This is a genomic window from Arenibacter sp. 6A1 (assembly GCF_012272855.1).
Lineage (GTDB): Bacteria > Bacteroidota > Bacteroidia > Flavobacteriales > Flavobacteriaceae > Arenibacter.
Map to the genome: position 1 here is coordinate 41,213 of NZ_JAAXCQ010000008.1, position 22,324 is coordinate 63,536.

Below are 22,324 nucleotides of genomic sequence, written 5' to 3' on the forward strand. Positions count from 1 at the left end.
GGTCCATGAGCAATCAAAATAAAAAAACTGAAAAAGAGTTTAAACTATCCTCTTGGGCCATAGACAACCCTTCGGTCATCTATGTGATGATAGGGCTATTTCTATGGATTGGCTTTAACTCCTATTTTTCGATGCCCAGGGAAGATTTCCCTGAAATAAAGGAAACCAAGATATATATTAGTACCGTTTACCCCGGGAACACCGCCGAAGACATAGAGCGGTTGATTACAGACCCCTTGGAAGAAAAGCTTAAAAATTTAAGCAACCTGGTAGAGATCACCTCTAATTCTCAAGAAGACTATTCCCTTATTACCATAGAGTTTGATGAGGAAATCACCGTAGATGCTGCCAAACAAAAGGTAAAAGACGAGGTCGATAGCGAAAAGGCCACGGAAGATTGGCCTATTTTTAATAATGCCAAGGTAGATCCCAATGTTTTTGATTTAAACCTTTCCGAGCAGTTCCCTATCATGAACGTTAACTTTACGGGAGACTATCCGGTAGAAAAACTGAAGGAATTTGCCGAATACCTGCAGGATGAGATTGAAGACCTTCCAGAAATAAAACAGGTAGATATTAGAGGAGCGCAGGAAAAAGAAGTGGAAATTGCCGTAGATGTCTATAAAATGATGGCTGCAAAGGTTAGTTTCGACGATGTTCTTGGTGCCATTCGCAATGGAAACGTAACCATGTCCGCAGGAAATTTACAGACCAGTGGGCAACGACGTACCATTCGTATTTTGGGAGAAATAGACACTCCGGAAGAACTTTATCACTTTGTGGTAAAGGCCGAAAACGGGAATGCGGTTTATTTAAAGGATATTGCTTCGGTACGTTTTTCGGAAAAAGAAAAAACCACCTTCGCACGTGAATTCGGCGAAAGCGTGGTGATGCTCGATGTTAAAAAACGAGCCGGTAAGAACATGATCGAAGCGGCCGATAAAATCAAAAGCATCGTAAAAGAAGCCCAGAAAAATTACTACCCCGCAGACCTTCATATTTCCATTGCCAACGATTCATCGAATAGAACCCTGAACCAAGTAGACGACTTGGTGAACAATATTATTTTCGGGATTATTCTGGTGGTCACCGTATTGATGTTCTTTTTAGGTTTTCGAAACGCTTTGTTCGTAGGTTTTGCCATTCCTATGTCCATGTTTATGTCCTTCATGATCTTATCCCTATTAGGCTATACCTTAAATACCATGATTTTATTTGGTATGATCATGGGCTTGGGAATGTTGGTAGATAACGGTATCGTAGTAGTAGAAAATGTGTACCGATTAATGGATGAAGGTATGTCGCGGACCCAAGCGGCAAAAAAAGGGATAGGAGAGATTGCCTTCCCGATTATTATTTCGACGGCAACAACCGTAGCGGCCTTTGTTCCTTTAGGGCTTTGGCCAGGGATATTTGGACAGTTTATGATCTATTTCCCAATTACCTTATCCGTTGTTCTAGGATCGTCCCTATTTGTGGCCATCTTTATGAACTCCATGTTGGTTTCTTCTTTTATGGATACCGGGGAAAAGGACCTTTCTCCAAAGCAACTGATCAGACTTAGTATTATTCTAGGGGGTATTGGAATACTTATCCTAATTTTCGGTGGAGCCATGCGCGGATTGGGATCGGTAATGATTTTTACCGCTGCCATGTTCTGGATCTACAAGTATTTCCTTAAAAGATGGGCGATCACTTTTCAAAGAACCACCATGGTACGCTTCGAAAACTGGTATGAAAAAAGGCTGATGCACGCCTTAAAAGGCAGTAATGTATATTGGTATTTTGGAGTGACCGTTCTATTATTAATAGGTGCTTTTATGCTGTTCGGACTCTCTATTGGGTCTCAAAGAACCAAAATTGAGTTCTTCCCCGATACCATCCCCAATGAGATCTATGTATATATAGAATATCCTCAAGGGACTTCCATTGAAAAAACCAATGAACTCACCATGGCCATTGAGAAAAGGATCTATGGGGTGATCAATGACAAAAAATATACCTCGCCCGACGGATCCGTCAATTATTTGGTAGAATCTGCCGTTTCCCAGGTTGGGGAAGGTGCCGGAAACCCACAGACCGATGGTGGATCGGCCGCAGAAATGCCCCACCGTGGCAAGCTGACCGTTTCTATGAGGGAATTTAAATACCGAAATGGACTGGATACGGAAGAATTGCGTACCCATATCCAAGAATCCCTAAAAGGTATATACCCAGGGGTCGCTATTTCGGTAGAAAAAGATGCCGCAGGACCCCCAGCAGGATACGCCATTAATATAGAACTGCAAGGGAAAGATTATGACCAATTGATCAATACCGCAGAAGATATGCGGAACTTTATCAATACCAAGAACATTCCTGGCATTGAAGAGTTGAAAATTGATGTCAACAAGGGAAAACCAGCCATGCAGGTAGTGGTCGATAGGGAAAAAGCAGGAGAATTAGGCGTTTCCGTAGGCCAAGTGGGCAACCAATTAAGACGTTCCCTCTTTGGGGAAAAAGCAGGGGTCTTTAAAAAAGATGGCGATGATTACAATATCAATGTCCGCTTTGAAGAAGCGCTGCGATACGATAAAAATGCTTTGTTCAACCAAAATATCATCTTCAGGGATCAGTCGACAGGTACCATCAAGGAAATTCCTGTTTCGGCCGTGGCCCAACAAAGAAACACTTCCTCCTTTAGTGCCATAAAACACCGAGACAATAAGCGTGTGGTAACAGTATACTCTGGCCTAAAACCAGGGTTTACAGATGCCGCTGCCATCGTAGCGGAAATCCAGAAGGAAATGGAAAACTATACAGGCCTGCCCAAGGAAGTGACCATAGACTTCACAGGACAGATTGAAGAGCAAAACAAGCAGATGACCTTCTTGGTAGGCGCCTTCTTCTCTGGACTTGGACTCATTATGCTGATCTTAATATTTCAATTCGGAGGGATTTCTAAACCTACTATTATTATGATCGCTATTTTCCTAAGTTTTATCGGTGTCTTCGGAGGACTAATTATTACGGGGAAACCCTTTGTTATTATGATGACCATGATGGGTATTATTTCATTAGCGGGAATTGTGGTGAACAATGGGGTGGTATTGTTAGATTATACCCAAATCCTCATAGATAGAAGCAAACAAGCCTTGGGACTAGGCGAAAAGGATCTGTTGACAAAAGCAGATGCCACCGCCGCGATCATTAAAGGAGGAAAAGCTAGGTTAAGACCAGTGATATTAACGGCAATTACTACCGTGCTGGGATTAATACCGCTCGCCATCGGACTCAACATCGATTTCTTTGGCCTATTCTCTTCCTTTGATCCTAATATTTATGTTGGGGGAGACAATGTTATTTTCTGGGGACCTTTGGCATGGACGGTGATCTACGGCCTTATGGTGGCTACCTTCCTAACCTTAATCATCGTTCCGGTATTATTTAGTATCGTGTACCGCTTTAAAATAAGGTTTAAAGGAACAAATGCCGACCAACAAACAAATGAGCAAGATTCCGTCACGGTTAGTCCTGCTAGTATAGTAGATTAATCACTCTATTGATATGTACTAAAAAAGAGATGGCCCAAATCTGGACCATCTCTTTTTTTATTATAGCTTTTGAAGGATTCTAAGAAATATTTTCCTTTAAAAAACCCACAATCATTGTCTGTAATTAGTTGTACACTACAGGGTTTTTATCCCATTCGGTAATACTGCTTATAGCATTCGCATTAAAATCGACTTCCCTAAGTACTTTTTGATCCCAAAAGAACCATTTCCCCGTTTTTGTTCCCTTTTCATATTTTCCGGCGGCCAACTTCTCTCCCTTCTCGTTGTACATATTCCATTCCCCATGCAGCTTGCTATTTAAAAAATGTCCTACTTGGGCAATTTGGCCGTTTTCATGGAAATAAGTAGCCTTGACCAGCTTTCCTTCTTTTTCAAAAACAGGTTTAACTTCTTGAGCATTGATGGCTATCGAAAATATAAATGCGAAAATTAATGTTATTGCTTTCATAGAATTATAGTTTTTAGGTGGTGTATTATTGTTTTACCTAAATATACATATAATTTACATAGATTCAATGTTAAGTTTACATTAGCTTAACATTGGAAAGGGTTCGTTCTTTGTATAAGGGTCAAAAAAAATCGCCTAAAATTTCTTTTAGACGATTTTTAAAATAGTTACGCACTTCTTAAAACTTAAGGGTTATCCCAGCGTTTATAATCGTTCCTGCATACCCAAACTGATTCACTTCCCAAGGATATCTGAATCGTCCTCCAAGGTCGGTTACAACATCGCCTTTTGGGTCCAATTCATCGGGATACACATTTAATAAATTGTTAATGGCAATGTTTGCCGATATTTTTTGAGAGAAATCATATCCCAAGATCAGATCGGTAATTACCTTTCCTGCAAACACCTGATCTTTTTGTGGGTCCGACCCATGATCCCAGGACACCTCCCCAAAATAAGTATTGTTCAAGATAAAATTCCACTTTTCAATTGCATAGTCTAGCCCTAAAAGCACTTTCGATTTTGGACGGACCTTCGTAATCCTAGCTTGTTCCTTACGGTTAAACATCTGATACCCGTTGGAAGCGAGTATAGCGGGTGTTTTTATTTCTCCTTCTATCTTTGTATTGTTAAAATTCGCCGCTATATTAACTCCTAAATTGCCATTTCCCATAGCAATATTTGAATAACTGGCCACTACATCAACCCCTGTGGTATTAGTATTTACAGCATTTATAAAGAATTTTAAACTTGTAATGTCATTGGCCAACAAAATTTCTTCCACAGGATTATTGGTGGTATCATCGCCGTCAAAACCGATTTCATTGGTAAACAATACCCTGTCATCTATTTTTACATTATAAAAATCTACCGCAAACGATAGGTTTTCAATGGGTTTATAGGTAAATCCGGCCGTAATATTTTTGGAAGTTTCGGCGGTTAGTTGTGGTACCCCTAAACCATCCCTGATAATGGGATCTACATTATTAAAGGTTCCCTGATTAGAAATAGTACCTCCGGATACCAAGGTTTGTATGTTGCTCAAATAAATTTGATGCAAGGCAGGAGCTCTAAATCCTGTACTATAGGAAGCCCTAATAGCACCTTGGTTGTCGCCCAATAAATATCTTCCGTTGACTTTCCAGGAAGTGTTATCTCCAAAATCGCTAAAATCTTCATACCTCACAGCACCTCCGAGTAGTATTCTATCGGTAGGCTCCCATTCCAATTCTCCATAAAGTCCAAAATTTTCTCGGGTCGCTTCTACGGCATTACTCGGCTGTAATCCAGGGAATGATTGGGTACCTGCTCCAAAATAAGATGCAGGTTCCCCGGCCATAGCAGTAAAACGTTCGCCTCTAATCTCGGCACCAAAGGCAATACTTACGGTTCCCAAATCTTTGGAGAAATCTAAATTTGCCAAGGTATTGCTAAAGGTATAGGCACCTACGTCAAAGGTGGTTGGACTATTGGCGCCTAAATCGACATTAATAGAGTTGCTAACATCGTAATCTACGGCATTACGGCCATAAGTACCACTAAGATCGACATCCATGGTGAACAATTTCCATTTTACACCCACCGTTGCATTATTATCCCTGACATCTGTTTCAAAAGTAGGCTGAAACCCTTGGTAAGTAGTTCCTGGTGCGTGCAATAAATTAAATGGATCCGGAATCCAATAGGGTGTTCTGTACAAGGCAAAACTTGTACCCTGTCTATAGGTTAAGCCTCCAAAAGTATAAAATTCGCCATTTCCATTTTTAAAAGGTACCCCGGCATTAAAAAACATATCTATCTTTTTTAGTTCTGGCTGTCCAACATTCATCCCTAAATCTGGGTTGGCCGCCAACCAAGTGCCCCAATCAGGATCATTGGCCGGAACACCGAATAAGGTATCCTCCCCGGGGGTACCGGCCCTATTGGTTTTCTCTTGTTTATAATATCCTAGGGTTAGGTTTAAGTATCCGCCATCTTCTCCTAGGTTGATGCTACTATTGACATCGGCAGCAAAATTAAATCCATCCCCTTCCGTGGTAATGCCAGAACTGGCCCCTACCGTGGTGTATTCTACATTTCTTTTTAAGACCATATTGATCACCCCGGCAATGGCATCGGAACCGTATTGTGCAGAAGCACCATCCCGTAAAACCTCTATCCTTTCTATGGCCGCAGAAGGCACACTCTTTAAATCTACCCCTACTTCTCCCTTTCCGGGCGTATCATTAATATATACCAAGGAACTTAGGTTTTTACGCTTGCCATTCACCAAAACCAATGTTCTACTGGGCCCCAAGCCCCTAAGATCGGCTGGGTCAAAATGTGCCGTTCCATCAGACACCGCCTGGGTAGAAGAGTTAAATGATGGCACCTTATAGGTCAACATTTTATCTACCGTAGGCTGACCCGTATTCTTAAGTTCGGCAACCCCTATATTGTCAATTGGTACGGGCGAACCGATAACCGTTCTAGGTTTAGATCGGTTCCCTAGTATAATCACCTCTTGTAGCATAAGCCCTTCGTCCAACGTTACATTGACCGTTCCAGCAGAGGAGACCAAAATTTCAATGCTTTTAAAGCCAATCGATGAAAACACCAAAGTAACCGGTAAACTACTCACACTAAGTTCGTAATTTCCATCAAAATCTGTGGTTGTTCCGGTAGTTGTACCCTTAACCACCACGTTTACTCCAGGGAGTAGGTCTCCGTTTCCCGAATCGCTAACTTTTCCCTGTATAACATTTTGTCCCAACACTAGCACGGGAGCCAGCATTAACAACAGCAAAATGTGTTTTTTAAAAATGTGTCCCATATTCTATAATTTAGTTGATATTCCTACTAATTTAACAAATTTTTAGGAATTAATTCATAATCATCTATAAATCAGCAAAATATTATTTTGATATTTTTTATTTCTGAATCGATTATAATTTTTCAGCTTCCCGTATTACTTCTTACATTTGTCCTTTCATTATAAGAACAAAACATGTATAGAAGTCATAATTGTGGTGAACTGAACCTTTCAGACATCAATAAGGAGGTAACCCTATCGGGTTGGGTAGCAAAAGTAAGGGACAAGGGATTTGTCATTTGGGCAGATTTACGCGACCGTTATGGAATTACCCAATTAATTTTTGATGAGGAGCGTACCCCTAAAGAAATTATGGAAACCGCAAAAGGCCTAGGCCGCGAGTTTGTTGTTCAGATTACAGGAACGGTAATAGAACGTACTTCCAAAAACCCAAATATCCCGACGGGAGAGATAGAGGTGTTGGTAACTGCTATAAAAATTCTAAACCAATCCTTGGTACCTCCTTTTACAATTGAGGACCAGACCGATGGAGGTGAAGATATTCGTATGAAATATCGCTACCTGGACATCCGTAGGAATCCGGTAAAAGAGAACCTGATTTTTAGACATAAGGTTGCCATCGAAGTCAGGAAATATCTTTCCGATGAAGGCTTTATTGAAGTAGAAACCCCATACCTTATTAAATCTACTCCAGAAGGAGCTAGAGATTTTGTGGTTCCAAGCAGAATGAACGAGGGACAATTTTATGCCCTTCCCCAATCTCCACAAACCTTTAAACAGTTGTTGATGGTAGGGGGTATGGACAAATATTTCCAGATCGTAAAATGTTTCAGGGACGAAGACCTTAGAGCCGACCGTCAGCCAGAATTTACACAAATAGACTGTGAGATGGCCTTTGTGGAGCAAGAAGATATTTTAAATGTCTTCGAAGGCCTTACCAGACACCTGTTACAAGAAATAAAAGGTGTAACCGTAGACTCATTCCCAAGGATGACCTACGACGATGCCATGAAAAAATACGGGAACGACAAACCGGACATTCGTTTTGGAATGGAATTCGGTGAATTAAATGCTGTTGCCCAACACAAAGAGTTTGGGGTATTTAACGATGCCGAACTAGTTGTCGGAATTGCTGTACCGGGTGCCGCAACCTATACTAGAAAAGAAATCGATGCCCTTATCGATTGGGTTCGTAGACCACAGATAGGTGCCAAAGGAATGGTATATGTAAAATACAATGCCGACGGCTCCTTAAAATCTTCGGTAGATAAATTCTACGATAGTAACGACCTTGCCGAATGGGCAAAAATTACCGGTGCAAAACCAGGCGACCTTATTTGTGTGCTTTCTGGGGATGCCAACAAAACAAGAACCCAACTGAGTGCCCTTCGTATGGAACTCGCCACGCGACTAGGATTGCGAAAAAACAACGAGTTCGCCCCGCTATGGGTCATCGATTTCCCATTATTGGAACTCGATGAAGAAACTGGCCATTACCACGCCATGCACCACCCGTTTACCTCTCCAAAACCTGGCCAATTAGAACTGTTGGATACAGATCCGGGAGCAGTGAAAGCAAATGCCTATGATTTGGTATTGAACGGTAATGAAATTGGAGGCGGGTCTATCCGTATCCACGATACCGATATGCAAGCCACGATGTTTAAACATTTAGGCTTTAGTCCGGAAGAAGCCAAAGCACAATTTGGATTTTTAATGGAGGCCTTTAAGTACGGTGCACCTCCACATGGCGGACTTGCCTTTGGTCTAGACAGATTGGTCGCTATCTTAGGAGGTCAGGAAACCATCCGAGATTTTATTGCCTTTCCAAAAAACAACAGCGGTAGGGATGTGATGATCGATGCCCCTTCCCCTATTGATGAGGAACAACTAAAAGAACTAAAACTAAATATTTCTTTATAACTTTAAAATCCCGTTCTTATACGGGATTTTTTTTTCAACCTATGGCAACACTAAAAAAATCTTGGTTGACCAATTTTTTGGTATGGCGTGCAAAGCACATCTCCCAAAAACACTTTATCTATATACTGAGTATCTTGGTAGGCTTCACCTCTGGAGTAGGGGCGGTAGTCCTAAAAAACCTCACCCATTTTTTTCAGCATTTATTAGAAGGGAATTTGGTTCGCCATTACCATAATGCCTTTTATTTTGTTTTTCCCATCATAGGGTTCACCCTGGTCTATCTTATTATAAAGTATGTCCTGAGAAACAAGGTCAGCCACGGTATCCCCTCTACCCTTTTTGCTATTTCGAAGCGAAAGGGAGTTATGAAAAATTATCAAATGCTAGGCTCTATATTAACAGCCCCCATCACCATAGGTTTTGGTGGGTCTGTGGGGCTAGAGGGCCCTACCGTAGCCACCGGGGCAGCCATTAGTTCCAACATTTCGAGGGTACTCCATATGAACCAGAGCACCAGAAACCTATTGATAGGCTGCGCAGCCGCAGGGGCCATGTCGTCTATCTTTAAAGCCCCCATAGCTGCAATTATTTTTGCTATAGAGGTCTTTAGCCTAGACTTGACCATAGCGTCCATGATCCCGCTATTGCTGGCATCTATCTCGGCTATCATTACGTCCTATTTTTTCTTTGGCAACGATATATTGCTGCCCTTCAAAATCATAGACGAATTTAAAATTAGCGATGTTCCCTACTTTATAATTTTAGGACTGTTTGCCGGGTTGACCTCCATATATTTTACTGAAGTCTACGATCGTATCCAAAAGCTCTTTGACCGCATAAAATCGCCCATAAAACGCCTCCTCATCGGGGGAACAGGGATCGGGATACTGATTTATCTTATTCCGCCCCTATACGGAGAAGGCTTCGATGTTATCAATAACCTTATCCTAGGGCAACCAGAAAAAGCCCTTGAAACCAATATTTTTCACTTAGACCTCAGCAATGCATGGGTCGTTATAGCCTTATTAATCGGTCTCATATTCTTTAAAATCATTGCTAGCGCCCTTACCTTTGGGGCGGGTGGCGTTGGCGGTATTTTTGCCCCTACCCTATTTATGGGCAGTATCATGGGCAACTGCATTGCCAAAATTATCAACCAAATCGGTATATTCCCCCAACAAATTTCCGAAAGTAATTTTACCTTGGTAGGCATGGCCGGTTTAATGGCAGGGGTGCTCCACGCTCCCTTGACCGCAATTTTCCTGATCGCAGAAGTCACCGGAGGGTACGAACTTTTTATTCCCCTAATGATTACCGCTACCATCTCTTACGCCATTACCAAATACGTACATCCACACTCCGTTTACAATATGGAATTGGGTAGAAAAGGGGAATTGATTACCCACGATAAAGATCATGCCATTTTAACCCTTATGGATATTGAAAAGGTGGTAGAGACCAATTTCATTCCTATTTATCCAGAAATGAACCTTGGCGATATTGTCCACCAAGCCGTGGTTAAGTCTAATCGGAATATTTTTCCGGTAATCGATGAAAAAAACGGCTCCCTGTTAGGGGTTATTCTATTAGACGACATAAGACCCATTATGTTCGACCAATCTATGTACCAAGAAGTAATAGCCAGTGATATAATGCAGACCCCACCCGCGATTATTGCGTGGGAAAAGGATAAGATGACCGATATTATGGACAAATTTCAAGATAGTGGCGCATGGAACCTTCCCGTAGTTAAGGACGGCAAATACTCCGGATTCATTTCTAAATCAAAACTATTGACCTCTTACCGAAGAAAATTAATTAATTTTACACGATAATGTTCATTCCATACCAATGAAGTATCTTATTATTCTAATTTTTGTAGGCTCCCTGGCCTCCATTACTTACGGATTCACCATCAACGAAGAAAACCTGGTCCTAGCAAACAAGTGTATTGGCTTTGGCACCGTAGGTATCTTTTTGGTTGCCATGCCGCTTTTTTTAATTAAAGTCAGTAAGGGTAAAAACATGAAGGACTATATGCTGAACGAGGAAAACATTAAAAAAATGCAGGCAAATGAAAAGAAGAAGCCTAAAAATCAATAAGTTTTACCCCATTTAAAATTAATTCCGCTTGGTTTTGCATTAAAATAAACATAGCTTAGTAAGCTAATCAGTTATTATTTTAATCTTAATGGAATGACAGGAACAGTAAAATTTTTCAATGAAACCAAAGGTTTTGGATTCATTACAAACGACGACACAGGACAAGACATTTTTGTTCACGCCACGGCACTGAACGGAACCGAGCTTAACGAAGGTGACAAAGTAGAATATCAGGAAGAAGAAGGGCGCAAGGGCATCGTTGCCGCACAAGTGCAGGTAATAGGCTAATATATTTTATTTTGAAAAAATTGCAAAGCCCTTAGTTCGCTAAGGGTTTTTTTATGGATTTTATCGAGGGTACAAGCCATTCATCTCGAAACTTATAAAATAGGATTTGTCGTTGTCGACACCTACAAATTCCGAAAGTGTTTAGCAAAATAGTTTGGGCGTTCCCTCCTTCGTCGGGCGGGCGCTTGGCTATATCCCTTGCGCTGCTGCGGGGATGCCGCCGCGCTCCCTAACGCAAAAAAGAACTTTAATTTAAATTTCTTTTTTCAATAAAAAATCGCTTCAAAAGCTGCGCCGTCTCCTTTTCCATCACCCCTTGCACCACCTTTGTCTTAGGGTGTATTTTAGTTCCCATCGTAGAAAAACCTCTTTCGGTATCCTTGGCACCATAGACAATTTTAGAAATTTGACTCCAATAAAGGGCCCCCGCACACATTTGACAAGGCTCTAAAGTGACGTAAAGAGTACAATTATGTAAATATTTCCCTCCTAAAAAGTTGGCCGCAGCCGTAATAGCCTGCATTTCTGCATGGGCAGTAACATCGTTTAATTGTTCGGTAAGGTTGTGCGCTCGGGCAATAATCCTGTCCTCTACCACAATCACTGCCCCTACCGGAACCTCTCCCTTTTCAAAGGCAATTTCGGCTTCTTGCAAGGCTTTCTTCATAAAATAGGCGTCATCAAACGGTGTTATCATCCTAAAAAGTTTAGATACAATAGTAAACAATAATGGCCTATGAGCAAAAAAAAAAATGGGTTCTCCTGTCCTCACCTTTAACAAATATTACTAAAAACCGTTAAGGATACCTTAAGGAATTCTAAATTGAATCCGTAAATACCGTAGTTTTGTGCTTTAATTTTTTTTCATGCCTAAAGGTCTCCTTCAACATATACATAGTCCTCTTGAGCTTCGTCAATTAAAACTTGCCGAACTCCATCAACTCGCCCAAGAGTTAAGGGAGTTTATTATCGATATCGTGGCTACTAAAGAAGGTCACTTAGGCGCTAGTTTAGGAGTCGTAGAACTGACTATAGCCCTACACTATGTCTTTCATACTCCCAATGACAAACTTATTTGGGATGTGGGCCACCAAGCCTATGGACATAAAATTTTGACAGGTCGCAAGGATATTTTCCATACCAACAGACAAAAAGGGGGTATTAGCGGATTTCCTAACCGCAGCGAAAGTCCCTATGACGATTTCGGAACCGGACATAGCTCTACTTCTATTTCTGCTATTTTAGGAATGGCCTTGGCATCTGCATTAAAGGGAGAAAAAGAACGCCAACATATTGCCGTCATCGGGGATGCCTCTATTGCTAGTGGTATGGCCTTCGAAGGCCTTAACCATGCAGGGGTAACAACAGCCAATGTATTAATAGTCCTTAACGATAATGCCATTGGCATTGATCCAAGTGTGGGAGCGTTAAAAAAATATTTGACGAACGTAAAAAAAGGAACGGCACGTCAAGAAAATATATTCGAAGCCCTAAATTTTAACTATTCAGGACCTATAGACGGACATGATTTACAAGGGCTTATACGGGAACTAGAAAGATTAAAAACCATCCAAGGCCCAAAGTTCTTACATATTATTACCACCAAGGGCAAGGGATTGAAAAAGGCCGAGGAAAATCAGGTCGTATATCACGCCCCAGGGAAATTCGATAAACTAACCGGCGATCTTTTGCCAAAATCAAGTCGAGTTGAACCGCCCAAATACCAGGACGTTTTTGGTCTATCGCTCGTAGAACTCGCTAAGGAAAATCAACGAATCGTGGGTATTACCCCTGCTATGCCTACCGGTAGTTCGTTAAAGTTTATGATGGAACAAATTCCAGAAAGGGCCTTTGATGTTGGCATAGCCGAACAACACGCCGTTACCATGGCCGCCGGGATGGCAGCTGAAGGTTTAGTGCCCTTTTGCAATATCTATTCCACCTTTTTACAAAGAGCCTACGATCAAATAATCCACGATGTGGCCTTGCAAAACCTACCGGTGATTTTTTGTTTAGACCGTGCCGGCCTAGTAGGTCAGGATGGGGCCACCCATCACGGACTATACGATATTGCTTATCTAAGATGTATTCCCAATCTCATTATTTTTGCGCCAATGAACGAAGTAGAACTGCGCAATATTATGTATACGGCCCAATTGGGATTACAGCACCCAATTGCTATCAGATACCCCAGAGGAAGGGGAGTAACCATCGATTGGAAACAGAAATTTAAAGAAATTCCTATAGGAATTTCACAAGAATTAAAAAAAGGTACGGAAATTGCTGTACTTTCCATCGGCCATATTGGTAATATGGTCTCCCAATTACTGGAAGATCGAAAAGATGCTAGTAAAATTGGTCATTATAATATGCGGTTTATAAAACCTTTGGATGCCAATATGCTGACAAGTATCCTGGACACCTATTCCCATATTATAACCATTGAAGACGGTTGTAAAGCTGGCGGATTCGGTAGTGCCGTCCTAGAGTTTTCCAATGAAATTGGGATAAGAAAACCAATAAAAATCTTTGGAATAGAAGATTTATTTATAGAACACGGTACCGTTGAAGAGCTTCAATCGCTTACTGAAATTGATATGTTGAGCCTTAATAATTACATTAATACTATTTTGAACACAGATTAACATGCGTAGTAAAATAACTTTCATTGCCTTTTTAATACTTTGTTTTAACCATCTTAATGCACAGGACACAATTCCGCCTGCTCCGGTAACAGATTCTCTTAGGCCAACACCTATTATAGACTCGCTAAAACCTGCTCCGGTGATAGATTCTCTTAGGCCAACCCCTATTGTAGACTCGCTAAGACTTGCTCGGGAGATTGATTCTATAAGGCCTTTTCAGTATTTAGATTCCATGCAGATCGATAGCATGCGCGTTGTTGATACCATTGTCATTAGGACCTTTCAGGATAAGATTAAAAATATCCCAAGAGGCGCCAACCTTACCAATCCGGTTATTTCTTTTAAAAGAACAAAACCTTTAGACGAACAGTACAAGCGCTTTAGGATCCCGTCTTTTTGGGAAAAAGAAAATAAATTAGGAATAAACCTAAGTGAAGTAGCCTTCATCAATTGGAATGCAGGGGGTAACAACTCCGTTTCGGCCTTGGCCAATATCAAATTTGTCCGAAATTATAAATTTAGATATATAAAATGGGATAATGACCTGGAACTCAGATACGGAATAAACTCCCAAGAAAATGAAAAGCTGCGCAAGACAGACGATGCGATCCGTATATCATCGACCTTTGCATATCGAAGAGACACCATCAGTAACTGGTACTACTCGGTAAGGGCGAATTTTAACACACAATTTTCAAAAGGTTTTAAATACCCCAATAGAAAAACTCCTATTTCCAGGTTTATGGCCCCAGGTTATGGATTTATTGGAGCCGGAACCTCATTTATTCCCGAAGGCAAAAAACTAAACCTATATATTTCTCCTTTTACACAAAAAGCAACCTTTATTTTAGATCAGGATTTGGCCGACAAAGGTGCCTTTGGAGCAAAAAGAGCACAATATGATGCCGATGGCAATAAAATAACCGACGGTGAAAATGTGCTCATGGAATTTGGGTTTCTCGTTACCAATACTTGGGAATCTAAAATCTATGAGAATGCAAAGTTAAGGAGCAGGGCCAGTTTATATTCCGACTACCTGAAAAGCTTTGGAAATATTGATATTGATTGGGAGCTGAACCTTGAACTTAAAGTGAATAAATATGTGAGCACAAATTTAGGGACCCATATCTTATATGATGATGATATTTTGTTCGATCCTGTAAAGGCCGAAGACGGTACCATTATCAACGAAGGAGTCCCTAAAATTCAGTTTAAACAGCTCTTTGCAGTAGGTATCTCCTATAATTTCTAAATAGAACTAGAGTGTTTTTCCCATAATTTTATTGTGAATATGTACTGCAGCACTATCCGATAAGCTAGCTACATAGCAACAAGTATTTAATAAAATATTATATACAGAGGTATCGCTCTGCCTGTAAAATTCGGGCAGGGTAGATATCATCAGATGGTCGTAATTAGAACTGTTTCCCTCCCGGTCCCTAATCAAGGCGGTAGTATACACCTCTAGAATATCGGATATCACCTTATAACCGGCTATTTCCTTTTCGATCACTTCTTGCGAATCGTATATCTTTCGTACACTGAGGTCAATGATGTCGTTTATTTGAGCCTTAAATTTGCTCTTTTCTAATAAGGACACCGTAAATTCTCCCTTTAATATTTCTGCTTCATGGGCCACAAAAACATCGATAGCATCCGTAATTAAGGTATTAATGGCCAAGGCCCTTAAATAGCTTATCCTATCTTCCCGATACACCAACTCGTGGTATTTCTGAATATTAATGGAGTCTTTCACCAATTTTATAAGATATTCCAAGGCGTAGTCCTCTGAAATAAGTCCTAGGTTAATACCATCCTCAAAATCTATGATGGTATAACAAATATCGTCTGCTGCTTCTACCAAAAAGGTCAAGGGGTGTCTGCAATAGCCGATATCCTTGCCACTTCTAGTCTGTATAAGTCCCAATTCCTTGGCTATTTCTTCAAAAGAAGCCACATCAGACTGAAAGAAGCCAAACTTTTTATCGGCAATGTGTTTGGTAGGTTTTATAGGCAGGGATTCTTTGGGATACTTCATAAAAGCCCCCAAGGTGGCATAACTAAGCCTTAGTCCGCCCGCTACCCCGGTGCGCGATTCCGACAATAGTTTAAAACCATTGGCATTTCCCTCAAAATCGGCGATGTCCTGAAATTCTTTTTCCGATAATACCGCCGCATATTGTTGCCCCTTCCCCGTCTTAAAATATTCCCCTATTGCTTTTTCGCCGCTATGCCCAAAGGGTGGGTTCCCAATATCGTGTGCCAAAGCCGCCGCAGCAACGATTGCACCAAAATCGTTAAATTGATATCCGTGTATCTCCCGTAAATAAGGATGCTTCTCTAATATTTTCCGGCCCGCGATCCGACCAAGACTTCTCCCAACGACAGAAACTTCTAAACTATGGGTTAAACGGGTGTGTACAAAATCTGTTTTCGAAAGCGGTATCACCTGTGTCTTATCTTGTAAACTTCTAAAAGCCGAGGAAAATATGACCCGGTCATAATCGACCTCAAAGCCCAAACGGGTTTCGTCCTGTTCCTTTCTAATCCTTTTATGTTTGTCTCCAAATCGTTTTAACGATAGTAGTTGCTCCCAATTCATAACTGCTTATTAATACATGCAATATACACGATTAACACTTTTCTACATAATTTAAACAAGGTCTTGAAACTCCCTTCTTATTGAGAAAACAGCAAGCTTAATATTAAATTAATATTGAGGTTACACCAACTTTAACAATAAAGGCGAATTTAGCACTCGTCTTAAGACAAAGCTGATTTTCCTTAAATTATTAGTTTTTGTCGACTAAATTATTGAAGATCAATAAAGCTACCTCTGGCCAAGGTAGCTTTTTTACTTAAAGTAAAATTGTTTTTCAGTTAACCTTAAGTTAACATTACTGTTAGTTCTTTGCAGCGACAAAAACTAATAAAAATGAAAATTAAGATCCTAGTAATCACATTATTATTTGCTATTTCGACATCCTTTGCCCAGGACAGCAATGCTCCTGCTTTTGGAAAAGGGTTATTTAATTTAGTTGGAAAAGACAGTACTTTTAGTATGAAGATTGGCTTTAGAATGCAAATTCTAGGCATAGCCAATTGGGAAGAAGGAAATAACAACGACCTTGTTGATCCCGAGACTCGTTTTATGATCCGCAGATCAAGATTAAAATTTGAAGGGTTCGCCTACTCTCCAAAATTAAGATATAAAGTAGAGTTAGGCCTATCGAATAGGGATATATCAGGGGCTTCGGAATTCACCAGCAATGCGCCAAGATATATTTTAGATGCCGTTGCCAAATGGAACTTCTATGAGAATTTTGACCTTTGGGTGGGACAAACCAAACTTCCAGGGAATTTAGAGCGTGTAGTATCTTCTGCCAACCTACAAATGGTAGACCGTTCTCTATTAAATAGCAGGTTCAACTTAGACAGGGATATCGGGATACAGTTAAGACACCAGATCAATGTAAGCGATAACTTTGTGATTCGCGAAAAATTTGCGATTTCCCAAGGTGAAGGCCGAAACATTACTTCTGCCAATTTAGGTGGTTACCAATACACCTCAAGACTAGAGCTTTTACCTTTTGGAACCTTTAAGGGAGATTACCAAGGAGGAGATTTAGAAAGAGAGCCATCGCCAAAATTAATGATCGGAGCAACTTACGACTTTAACCAAGATGCCGTAAAAAACAGAAGTAACCAAGGTTCTTATATGACCATTGACGACGAAAGCGGATTTTACTCCACTAACATCAGTACCTTCTTTTTAGACGCCATGTTTAAATATAATGGCTTTTCATTTATGGGCGAATACGCACATAGAGATGCCAAAGATCCCTTAGCTAAAAATTCTGACGGTACGCTAACGGGTGATGAAGTACAGGTAGGAAGCGGATTAAACCTACAAACAGGCTATCTATTTAAGAAAAACTGGGAGGTTTCTGGAAGATATACCAATATTACCCTAGATCAGGATATTACCGGAAAAACACCGGAAAACCAATACACCCTAGGGTTGTCAAAATATATTGCTGGGCATAAATTAAAGGTTCAGTCAGATATAAGTTACTTATCCCTAGATGCCGGCAAGGACGAACTTATGTTCCGCCTTCAAATGGATATTCATTTCTAAACAATAATTTACAACCAATCACTTAAGGTCCATAGCTTCTTAACCTTCAGTTAACCCGGCCCGACTTTAAAGTATCTAATTTTAAAAATTATTTATACAATATAAATCCAAAAGATAACATGAAAAAAGTTGTTTGTATCCTATCCCTGGCCTTGACCTTAGGTGCCTGCGGAAGTAAGAATGAGAAAAAAGGAGATGCGCACGCATTGAATGGCACCATTAAAATAGATGGTTCCAGTACCGTATTCCCTGTGTCAGAAGCTGTTGCCGAGGAATTTAGAAATGTACAGCCCGATGTAAAGGTTACCATAGGAGTGTCTGGTACTGGAGGTGGATTCCAAAAGTTTTCTAGAGGCGAAACCAATATTTCCAATGCTTCGCGTCCTATTAAGGACAAAGAAATTGCCATTTGTAAAGAAAATAACATCAATTACCTAGAGTTAGAAGTAGCTTATGATGGTTTGGCAGTATTGGTAAACCCGGAAAACACATGGGTAGACAGCTTTACAATTGAAGAATTAAAGAAAATATGGGAGCCTGCAGCACAGGGAACCATCATGAAATGGAATCAGATCCGTCCAGAGTGGCCTGACGAAGAAATACATTTGTACGGTCCTGGTGTTGCTTCCGGAACTTATGACTATTTCACGGAAGCCGTTGTTGGAAAAAGCGGTTCTAGTAGAGGTGACTTTACGGCCAGTGAAGACGACCATGTTTTGGTACAAGGTATTTCTGGCGATAAATATTCGCTTGGATTCTTTGGATTGGCCTACTATTCTGAAAACAAGGACAAATTAACCCTCATAGGGGTTCATAATGGGACCGAGGTCGTAAAACCGAGCTTAGAAACTGTTAAGAACGGCACGTATTCTCCTTTGTCTAGACCCTTGTTCGTATACGTTAACAGTACTTCTGTAAAATCGCCTGAAGTAGTTGAGTTTGTAAACTTCTACTTGGAAACTGCAGGAGAATTGGCAACGGATGTAGGATACATTCCACTACCAGAAGAAAAGTACACACAACAAAAAGAAAGTTTTAAATCTTTTGTTGCCGACAATCAATAAAATCCAGATTTATTTCGAAAATCAGGAGTTATCCTGCTCCTGATTTTCTTTTTTTAAACCTGCTTCCATGCGCAAAATAAAAGAGCTTATTATTGAGAAAACGCTTATGACAAGCGCCTTAATAACCATTGCCGTAACTCTGGGCATTATATTAGTACTTTCTATTGAAGCCATTCAATTCTTCAGTGAGGTTTCCATTTTCGATTTTTTAACCGACACCCAATGGACCCCATTGTTTACCGAGAAACACTTTGGGATATTGCCCCTGCTCTCTGGAACCTTGCTCACTTCTTTTATTGCGATATCCGTGGCCTTGCCTATTGGGTTGACCATAAGTATTTACTTAAGCGAATACGCCCCTAAAGCTTTTAGAAAAGCCGTTAAACCTTTATTAGAGCTATTGGCCTCTATCCCTACCGTAGTTTATGGTTTCTTTGCCTTGGTAGTAGTAACGCCTTTTTTACAAGGATTCTTTCCCGATCTTGCCGGCTTTAACTCCCTTTCTGCCGGAATAGTGATGGGGATCATGATTATTCCTTATATATCTTCTATCAGTGAGGATGCCTTACATGCCGTTCCTGCTTCCCTTCGTGAAGCTTCTTATGGTATGGGTGCTACAAAATTACAGACGGCCTTTAAGGTCATTGTTCCCGCAGCCTCCTCCGGAATCATCGTCTCCATAATTTTAGCTATTTCAAGAGCTATTGGGGAAACCATGATTGTAGCGATAGCGGCCGGTCAACAACCAAGACTAACCCTAGACCCTACAGTACCGGTAGAGACAATTACCGCCTATATTGTACAGGTAAGCTTGGGGGATGTACAGCACGGATCCCTAGAGTACCGAACGATATTTGCAGCAGGGATCACCTTATTTACGTTTACCTTCTTGTTGAACACATTGAGTTATAGAATTAGAAAAAAATACCAGGAGAAATATGAATAACATTCAAAAAAATAGGTGGAAAGACCAGGCTTTCAAATTCTGGGGTATTTTCTGTACCATGATAGGATTGGTGTTGTTGACCATTTTTATCGGCGACATTCTTATTGATGGTATTCGTAGGATCGATTGGGACTTTATAACCGACCTTCCTTCTCGAAAGGCCGAAAACTCCGGTATCTATACCGCCTTAATGGGGAGTATCTGGATTTTAGCCCTTACTACCATCATAGCCTTCCCGGTTGGCGTTGCTGCTGGTATTTATTTGGAAGAATACGCCAAGAATAACAAACTTGCCGGATTGTTAGAAATCAACATCTCTAATTTAGCCGGTGTCCCATCTATCATATACGGGCTTTTGGGATTGGAAGTATTTGTAAGAATCATGAATTTGGGAGCTAGTGTCCTAGCAGGTAGTTTAACCTTGTCCCTGCTGATACTTCCTATCGTAATCGTATCGACAAGAGAAGCTATTAAAGCGGTGCCACAATCTATTAAAGATGCTTCCTTTGCCTTGGGAGCCTCCAAATGGCAAACTATCTGGCACCAAATTCTTCCCGCTTCGGGAGGAGGAATCCTTACCGGGGTCATTTTGGCCCTTTCCAGAGCTGTGGGAGAGACAGCCCCTTTAATAGTCGTGGGAGCTTTGGCCTATGTGCCCTTTGCACCTCAAAGCCCCATGGATGAATTTTCGGTCATGCCCATCCAAATATTCAATTGGATCTCTAGGCCACAAGCAGGGTTTATAGAAAACGCCGCCGCTGCGATTATCATATTATTGGGCATCACTTTTATAATGAACGGTATAGCGGTATACTTTAGAAATAAATGGCAAAAGAAATGGAAATAACTATGGAGAATCCAAAGAAAAAAGATGTAGTACTAGATAGCATTGTCGATACTAGCCTTAAAAAGACCCCGAAAATAGAAACCAAAAATATTAAGGTATGGTACGAAGAATTTAATGCCATCAAAGGCATTAGCATGAGTATTAAACCTAATACAGTAACTGCTTTTATTGGCCCATCAGGATGTGGAAAATCTACTTTCCTTCGCCTATTCAATAGGATGAACGATTATGTAGACGGATTTTCTCTAGAAGGAAAAATTAAGATCAACGGACAAAACATTTACAAGAAAAATGTGAATGTAGAAGAGTTGCGCAAGGAGGTGGGAATGGTTTTTCAAAAACCAAACCCCTTTCCAAAATCAATATTCGACAATGTCGCCTATGGCCTAAAAATACAAGGCATCAAGGACAAACAGTTGATTAATGACCGTGTAATTTCTTCTTTGAAACAAGTAGGATTATGGGAGGAAGTTAAGGACGATTTAAAAAAATCGGGACTGGCCCTTTCAGGAGGACAACAACAACGCTTGTGCATTGCAAGGACCTTGGCGGTAGAACCTTCCATTATTTTAATGGACGAACCTACCTCTGCATTAGACCCTATTTCTACGGCAAAAATTGAAGAACTTATATTTCAGCTAAAACAGAAATATACCATTGTTATTGTTACCCATAATATGCAACAAGCCAGTAGAATCAGTGATTATACTGCCTTTTTCTACCTGGGGGAACTCATAGAATTTAATAAAACAAAGAATATCTTTACTAACCCAGAAAAAAAACAAACCGAAAACTACATTACCGGTAGGTTCGGATAAACAATTTGTATATGGCAAATGCAACCCACCAACGAGACGTTATAAACCAAGCTGGTTTTAAAATGCTTACTCTTTGCAAATCCCAAATGGAAAAAGCAAAGGATGCTTTTATGGAGCACGATAGCGATTTGGCAGAGGAAGTCATCACTAAGGAAGCCCGTGTTAACGCCCTAGATCTTAAGATAGAGGAAGATTGTGAAAAATTCTTGGCCCTGTACAATCCCGTAGCCATAGACTTACGGTTCGTCATGGCTATCAGGAAAATTAATTTCGACCTAGAACGAATCGCCGACCATGCCTATAGTATTTCGCGCTATGTAGACGATATGGACGAGAAAATTAAACCCGAATTACTCCAAGTCCTACAGTTCGAAAAAATGTACAGTACCATCATGGAGATGTTCGACTATATTACGACCGCCTATGAGGAGAAAGACGTAAGCCTGGCCAGAAAAGTCTTTAAAAAGGATAAGATCCTAGATCAGATCAATAGAGACTCCTTTGGAATTATCGAAGAGGAAATAAAAAAGGATATTGCAGTCATTAAACAATCCTTGATTTTATTTTCTGTAGTAAAAAAAATGGAAAGAGTAGGCGATCTGCTTAAAAACATTGCCGAGGAGATAATATTTTATATAGACGCCGAAGTAGTGAAACACAAGAAAAAAAAATAGGAATAAAGGCCATGCCCTTGTTGTGTAATGTATTGGCACTCTCTATTTTTTTATAAATTAATGC

At 40.5% G+C, this 22,324-nt stretch carries 17 protein-coding genes; 13 read left to right on the forward strand and 4 right to left on the reverse strand.

Annotation, left to right across the window (positions count from 1 at the left end; all coding sequences use genetic code 11):
* The first annotated feature begins 5 nt into the window (after positions 1–5).
* Positions 6–3,533 carry an efflux RND transporter permease subunit gene (locus HCG49_RS08895; RefSeq protein WP_168469182.1) on the forward strand — a complete coding sequence of 1,176 codons (3,528 nt, stop codon included), beginning with the start codon at positions 6–8 and terminating at the stop codon, positions 3,531–3,533.
* Positions 3,534–3,657: 124 nt separating this feature from the next.
* Here HCG49_RS08895 and HCG49_RS08900 read toward each other — a convergent pair whose 3' ends face one another.
* Together HCG49_RS08900 and HCG49_RS08905 are read right to left on the reverse strand one after the other, a co-directional pair.
* On the reverse strand, positions 3,658–4,002 hold the full coding sequence (locus HCG49_RS08900) for a toxin-antitoxin system YwqK family antitoxin (protein ID WP_168469183.1): 345 nt from the start codon (positions 4,000–4,002) through the stop codon (positions 3,658–3,660).
* A 178-nt stretch (positions 4,003–4,180) separates the two neighbouring features.
* The gene (locus HCG49_RS08905) at positions 4,181–6,814 is read right to left on the reverse strand and encodes a TonB-dependent receptor (RefSeq protein WP_168469184.1); all 2,634 of its coding nucleotides are present in this window, start codon (positions 6,812–6,814) and stop codon (positions 4,181–4,183) included.
* 174 nt (positions 6,815–6,988) lie between these two features.
* On the opposite strand from HCG49_RS08905, the gene aspS reads away from it, so the two are divergent.
* The 4 genes from aspS (at position 6,989) to HCG49_RS08925 (ending at position 11,128) form a co-directional block, all read left to right on the forward strand.
* Positions 6,989–8,737 (forward strand): aspartate--tRNA ligase, encoded by a 1,749-nt coding sequence (gene aspS, locus HCG49_RS08910; RefSeq protein WP_168469185.1) that lies wholly within the window; start codon positions 6,989–6,991, stop codon positions 8,735–8,737.
* A gap of 41 nt (positions 8,738–8,778) precedes the next feature.
* Positions 8,779–10,572, forward strand: a complete 1,794-nt coding sequence (locus HCG49_RS08915) for a chloride channel protein (RefSeq protein ID WP_168469186.1) — start codon at positions 8,779–8,781, stop codon at positions 10,570–10,572.
* 16 nt (positions 10,573–10,588) lie between these two features.
* The gene (locus HCG49_RS08920; RefSeq protein ID WP_168469187.1) at positions 10,589–10,840 is read left to right on the forward strand and encodes a hypothetical protein; all 252 of its coding nucleotides are present in this window, start codon (positions 10,589–10,591) and stop codon (positions 10,838–10,840) included.
* Between the two features lie 93 nt (positions 10,841–10,933).
* Complete coding sequence (locus HCG49_RS08925; RefSeq protein WP_072762788.1) at positions 10,934–11,128, forward strand: cold-shock protein; 195 nt, start codon at positions 10,934–10,936, stop codon at positions 11,126–11,128.
* 247 nt (positions 11,129–11,375) lie between these two features.
* Here HCG49_RS08925 and HCG49_RS08930 read toward each other — a convergent pair whose 3' ends face one another.
* Complete coding sequence (locus tag HCG49_RS08930; RefSeq protein WP_168469188.1) at positions 11,376–11,825, reverse strand: nucleoside deaminase; 450 nt, start codon at positions 11,823–11,825, stop codon at positions 11,376–11,378.
* A 169-nt stretch (positions 11,826–11,994) separates the two neighbouring features.
* Here HCG49_RS08930 and HCG49_RS08935 point away from each other — a divergent pair, with 169 nt between their 5' ends.
* Both HCG49_RS08935 and HCG49_RS08940 read left to right on the forward strand, forming a co-directional pair.
* The gene (locus HCG49_RS08935; RefSeq protein WP_168469189.1) at positions 11,995–13,773 is read left to right on the forward strand and encodes a 1-deoxy-D-xylulose-5-phosphate synthase; all 1,779 of its coding nucleotides are present in this window, start codon (positions 11,995–11,997) and stop codon (positions 13,771–13,773) included.
* A 1-nt stretch (position 13,774) separates the two neighbouring features.
* Positions 13,775–15,025 carry a DUF3078 domain-containing protein gene (locus tag HCG49_RS08940; protein WP_240938665.1) on the forward strand — a complete coding sequence of 417 codons (1,251 nt, stop codon included), beginning with the start codon at positions 13,775–13,777 and terminating at the stop codon, positions 15,023–15,025.
* A gap of 6 nt (positions 15,026–15,031) precedes the next feature.
* Here HCG49_RS08940 and dgt read toward each other — a convergent pair whose 3' ends face one another.
* On the reverse strand, positions 15,032–16,375 hold the full coding sequence (dgt, locus tag HCG49_RS08945) for a dGTP triphosphohydrolase (protein ID WP_168469190.1): 1,344 nt from the start codon (positions 16,373–16,375) through the stop codon (positions 15,032–15,034).
* Between the two features lie 333 nt (positions 16,376–16,708).
* Here dgt and HCG49_RS08950 point away from each other — a divergent pair, with 333 nt between their 5' ends.
* From HCG49_RS08950 to phoU, 6 genes are all read left to right on the forward strand, one after another.
* Complete coding sequence (locus HCG49_RS08950; RefSeq protein WP_168469191.1) at positions 16,709–17,911, forward strand: porin; 1,203 nt, start codon at positions 16,709–16,711, stop codon at positions 17,909–17,911.
* A 119-nt stretch (positions 17,912–18,030) separates the two neighbouring features.
* Positions 18,031–18,975 carry a PstS family phosphate ABC transporter substrate-binding protein gene (locus HCG49_RS08955; RefSeq protein ID WP_168469192.1) on the forward strand — a complete coding sequence of 315 codons (945 nt, stop codon included), beginning with the start codon at positions 18,031–18,033 and terminating at the stop codon, positions 18,973–18,975.
* A 67-nt stretch (positions 18,976–19,042) separates the two neighbouring features.
* On the forward strand, positions 19,043–19,921 hold the full coding sequence (pstC, locus tag HCG49_RS08960; RefSeq protein WP_072762782.1) for a phosphate ABC transporter permease subunit PstC: 879 nt from the start codon (positions 19,043–19,045) through the stop codon (positions 19,919–19,921).
* On the forward strand, positions 19,914–20,768 hold the full coding sequence (pstA, locus tag HCG49_RS08965) for a phosphate ABC transporter permease PstA (RefSeq protein ID WP_168469193.1): 855 nt from the start codon (positions 19,914–19,916) through the stop codon (positions 20,766–20,768). The genes pstC and pstA overlap by 8 nt, the downstream gene beginning before the upstream one ends.
* 2 nt (positions 20,769–20,770) lie before the next feature.
* Positions 20,771–21,586: a phosphate ABC transporter ATP-binding protein PstB gene (gene pstB / locus HCG49_RS08970; protein WP_410488991.1), complete on the forward strand. Its 816-nt coding sequence runs from the start codon at positions 20,771–20,773 to the stop codon at positions 21,584–21,586.
* A gap of 11 nt (positions 21,587–21,597) precedes the next feature.
* Positions 21,598–22,260, forward strand: coding sequence for a phosphate signaling complex protein PhoU (gene phoU / locus HCG49_RS08975; RefSeq protein WP_168469195.1), 663 nt, complete (start codon positions 21,598–21,600; stop codon positions 22,258–22,260).
* Positions 22,261–22,324 lie beyond the last annotated feature (64 nt).

Excerpts from the sequence above, each read along its gene's own strand:
- HCG49_RS08895 (WP_168469182.1), top strand. The coding sequence starts at position 6 with ATGAGCAATCAAAATAAAAAAACTGAAAAAGAGTTTAAACTATCCTCT.
- HCG49_RS08900 (WP_168469183.1), bottom strand. The coding sequence starts at position 4,002 with ATGAAAGCAATAACATTAATTTTCGCATTTATATTTTCGATAGCCATC.
- HCG49_RS08905 (WP_168469184.1), bottom strand. The coding sequence starts at position 6,814 with ATGGGACACATTTTTAAAAAACACATTTTGCTGTTGTTAATGCTGGCT.
- aspS (WP_168469185.1), top strand. The coding sequence starts at position 6,989 with ATGTATAGAAGTCATAATTGTGGTGAACTGAACCTTTCAGACATCAAT.
- HCG49_RS08915 (WP_168469186.1), top strand. The coding sequence starts at position 8,779 with ATGGCAACACTAAAAAAATCTTGGTTGACCAATTTTTTGGTATGGCGT.
- HCG49_RS08920 (WP_168469187.1), top strand. The coding sequence starts at position 10,589 with ATGAAGTATCTTATTATTCTAATTTTTGTAGGCTCCCTGGCCTCCATT.
- HCG49_RS08925 (WP_072762788.1), top strand. The coding sequence starts at position 10,934 with ATGACAGGAACAGTAAAATTTTTCAATGAAACCAAAGGTTTTGGATTC.
- HCG49_RS08930 (WP_168469188.1), bottom strand. The coding sequence starts at position 11,825 with ATGATAACACCGTTTGATGACGCCTATTTTATGAAGAAAGCCTTGCAA.
- HCG49_RS08935 (WP_168469189.1), top strand. The coding sequence starts at position 11,995 with ATGCCTAAAGGTCTCCTTCAACATATACATAGTCCTCTTGAGCTTCGT.
- HCG49_RS08940 (WP_240938665.1), top strand. The coding sequence starts at position 13,775 with ATGCGTAGTAAAATAACTTTCATTGCCTTTTTAATACTTTGTTTTAAC.
- dgt (WP_168469190.1), bottom strand. The coding sequence starts at position 16,375 with ATGAATTGGGAGCAACTACTATCGTTAAAACGATTTGGAGACAAACAT.
- HCG49_RS08950 (WP_168469191.1), top strand. The coding sequence starts at position 16,709 with ATGAAAATTAAGATCCTAGTAATCACATTATTATTTGCTATTTCGACA.
- HCG49_RS08955 (WP_168469192.1), top strand. The coding sequence starts at position 18,031 with ATGAAAAAAGTTGTTTGTATCCTATCCCTGGCCTTGACCTTAGGTGCC.
- pstC (WP_072762782.1), top strand. The coding sequence starts at position 19,043 with ATGCGCAAAATAAAAGAGCTTATTATTGAGAAAACGCTTATGACAAGC.
- pstA (WP_168469193.1), top strand. The coding sequence starts at position 19,914 with ATGAATAACATTCAAAAAAATAGGTGGAAAGACCAGGCTTTCAAATTC.
- pstB (WP_410488991.1), top strand. The coding sequence starts at position 20,771 with ATGGAGAATCCAAAGAAAAAAGATGTAGTACTAGATAGCATTGTCGAT.
- phoU (WP_168469195.1), top strand. The coding sequence starts at position 21,598 with ATGGCAAATGCAACCCACCAACGAGACGTTATAAACCAAGCTGGTTTT.